The organism is Microbacterium sp. NPDC055683, assembly GCF_053617895.1.
Genome location: NZ_JBSHGQ010000081.1, coordinates 1 through 3,145, shown reverse-complemented (window position 1 = coordinate 3,145; position 3,145 = coordinate 1). Strand labels below are relative to the sequence as shown.

The window sequence follows — 3,145 nt, the reverse complement described above, 5'->3', positions numbered from 1 at the left end:
GCTGCGAGCTCGATGGGGGGGGCGAGGGCTTCCGCGAGCAGACCTGGGGGTGGGGGGTGAGTGTCGTATCGGACAGGCCGCGACGGTCGGGGGCACGGCCGCGGCGGGGAAGGGGGTTCCGTTCCCGGCCTCGGCACGCTAGACGTCAGCGGTGGTCCCGCGCGGAGGCGCTCTCCTCGACCGCCTCGGCGCCCGCATCGCGGCGGGTCTTCACGAGGCTCGCGATCGTCGCGACCGCGATCGTCGCGCCGATGAAGAGGAGCGAGAACCAGATGGGGATCTCGGGCGCCCACTCGACGTGCTGGCCGCCGTTGATGAACGGGAGCTCGTTGACGTGCAGGGCGTGGAACACGAGCTTGACGCCGATGAACGCGAGGATGACCGCGAGCCCCTGAGCGAGGTAGACGAGGCGCTCGAGCAGGCCGCCGATGAGGAAGAACAGCTGGCGCAGGCCCATGAGCGCGAAGGCGTTCGCCGTGAAGACGATGTACGCCTCTTCCGTGAGGCCGTAGATGGCCGGGATCGAGTCGACGGCGAAGATGAGGTCGACGAAGCCGATCGCGATGATCGTGAGGAGCATCGGGGTGACGTAGCGGCGGCCGTCCTTCTTCACCGTGAGGCGGTCGCCGTGGTACTCGTCCTCGACGGGCAGCACGCGGCGCACGAGGCGCATGAAGCGACCGTCGGCGGGGTTGTCGTCGTGGTCGCCGAATGCCTGACGCCAGGCGAGGACGAGCAGGAGCGCGCCGAAGACGTAGAAGATCCAGGAGAGGTTCTCGATGAGCGTCGCGCCGACGGCGATGAACGCCCCTCGGAGGATGAGCGCGATGACGATGCCGATCATCAGCACCTTCTGCTGGTAGATCTTCGGCACCGCGAAGCCGCTCATCACGATGAGGAAGACGAAGAGGTTGTCGATCGACAGGGCCTTCTCCGTGAGGTAGCCGGCGAAGTACTCGCCGCCGTACGTCCATCCGGAGACCACGCCGATGCCGACGCCGAACAGCAGCGCGAGCCCGATGTAGAACGCCGACCAGCGGGCCGACTCGCCGATCGTCGGCTCGTGCGGCTTGCGCACGTGCGCGAAGAACTCGTACACGAAGAAGGCGATCGTCACGGCGATGGTGATGATCCAGATGAGCGGGGTGACCTGCATGGCGTCCTCCAGGAGAGATGGCACGGCGGATATCGGCCAAAGTCTCCTTCGTCCTGGCGGAGCCAGAACCGGCGACCCGGGATGCGTCTACGGATCCGTATTGGCGGGTCGACCGAGGCGAAGTACTCCCTCTGTGCTCACCAGCATAGGGGATGCCCGGGCTCCCCCGTCCGGGGAATCCTCAGTTGCGCGGTCGGGATCGCACGTGGGCGAGGCATACGGCGATGACACATGCCGTTCCGAGCACCGTGAACCACGACCCGAGGGACGTGTGGACGGCGAGGACGAGGGACGAGACGGCGAGCACGAGGATCGCCAGCCAGAGGAGCGCCCACCACATCGTGCGCGCTGGTGTCATCTTCGACATGACCCGACTCTGGTCGCCTCGAGGGCCGGACGCCACCCCTTTCCCGACGAGCGGATCGGGTGTATTGCCATCCACTCTGGCTCTATCACAGTGCGGTCCGGATGGGAAGGGCCTGCGGCCATCCAGGGCGGGACCCATAGGCTCGTCGCGAGGCTCCGGTTCACACGTCAGGGTCGAACCCCTCAACCCGCCGCGTCGGATTTCGGGTATCCGCCGCGTGCTCGGCGGGACGCCGTTCAGGGTCGGCGTCCCGCCCCCTCCTCATCTCGGCCGAGCGTCGAGCGGCTCCCCTTCTGGTCGTCGAGCCTCGGGCACCTCCGACTCTGTCGAGCGTCGAGCGCCTCCGATCGCTGGCGGACGCTCGCCCGTCACAACCTCCCCCGTCCGCTCAGCCGCGCGCCCCCTTGCGATCGTCGAGCGAGCCGAAACGCGACCTTCCCCTCTCGCACGACCCCATCGTGACCATCCTGTGACCTCCGTGGGGTGTGGGTGGTGTCGTCCGGGTGTTCGAATGTCGGTGGTGCCGCGGATGATGGGTGTATGGCAGGACGGAAGCCGAGGTTCGCGGAGGGGTCGTCGTGGGAGGCGACCCCCGCGGAGGTGCGCACGATCGGGAACGTGCGCGACCTGATCCTCGAGCTGCGTGCCGACCGTGCCCGGCTCGATGGGCTGGAAGCGGGAGCGTTCGCCGCGGCCGCGCGGGTCGCGGAAGCGCAGACCGCGCGGTGCGGGGAGACGTCGGGGTACGCATTCCCGTGGCGGTCGATCGCCCTGGAGCTCGCGACGGTGCTGCATCTGTCTCCGGGGGAGGTGGAGGCGCGGCTCCGGCAGGATCTCGCCCTGACCGACCGGTTCCCCGTGGTCGCGGAAGCATTGTGTCGTCAGGTGATCACGCGTCGTCAGGCGGACATCATCCGCGAACACGGGGAACGGCTCCCCGACGAGGTCGTGGAGGAGTACTCGCGTCGTGCGGTGACGTATGCGGAGGACGCGACACCGGGGCAGGTGCGGGTGTTCGCGAAGAGCCTCGCCGGGGTCCTCGACCCGGCACCCTTGCCTGAACGGCACCGGCGCGCCCTGGACCGGCGAGGCACGAGGGTGCGGGCTCTCGACGACGGGCTGGCGGAGTTCATCCTCACCGACGAGGCCGCGAAGATCACCGCGATCCACGACCGCCTCACCACCATCGCCAAACCCATCGCCGCAGAAGAGAAGCGACTCGCCGCGGAAGAGAAGAAGCGGGCCGCCCAGGACGAGCAGCGGCGCGCCACGGCCGGTACCGCTGTGGGTGCGGGAGCAAGGACGGGCGGGGATGAGGCCGGTCGTGCGACGCGGAACGCGTTCGGGATGCGGGTCAACGGTGACGGTGTCGCGGTCGACGCGAACGGATACGCCACCCACCCCCACGGCGACCCCCACCGCCCCGCCGGCCCCGATGCGCATGGCCCCGGTGCGCATGGCCCGCGCAACGGTGACCGGCGGACTGTCCGTTCCGCCCTTCCGGGATGCTCGATGGTCCGGGAGCATGTCGAGGTGTTCCACGACGGCACCTGGTACCCGCACGACCCCGCCCTCCCGTTGAGGCCTACCGCGGAGCAGGTCGCCGCGGCCGTGGAGCGGGG

Annotated in this window: 3 protein-coding genes; 1 reads left to right on the top strand and 2 read right to left on the bottom strand. The window is 69.1% G+C overall.

The window, feature by feature from the left end; all coding sequences use genetic code 11:
* Positions 1-145 precede the first annotated feature (145 nt).
* Positions 146-1,156, bottom strand: a complete 1,011-nt coding sequence (locus tag ACWGPF_RS17495; protein ID WP_452333999.1) for a TerC family protein — start codon at positions 1,154-1,156, stop codon at positions 146-148.
* Between the two features lie 181 nt (positions 1,157-1,337).
* A complete protein-coding gene (locus ACWGPF_RS17490) occupies positions 1,338-1,523 on the bottom strand; it encodes a hypothetical protein (RefSeq protein ID WP_452333998.1) in 186 nt (61 codons plus the stop codon).
* 540 nt (positions 1,524-2,063) lie between these two features.
* On the opposite strand from ACWGPF_RS17490, the gene ACWGPF_RS17485 reads away from it, so the two are divergent.
* Positions 2,064-3,145: DUF222 domain-containing protein (locus ACWGPF_RS17485; protein WP_452333997.1), on the top strand; the 1,082-nt coding region annotated here is incomplete at its 3' end.

Coding starts and splice junctions, on each gene's coding strand:
- ACWGPF_RS17495 (WP_452333999.1), bottom strand. CDS start 1,156: ATGCAGGTCACCCCGCTCATCTGGATCATCACCATCGCCGTGACGATC.
- ACWGPF_RS17490 (WP_452333998.1), bottom strand. CDS start 1,523: ATGTCGAAGATGACACCAGCGCGCACGATGTGGTGGGCGCTCCTCTGG.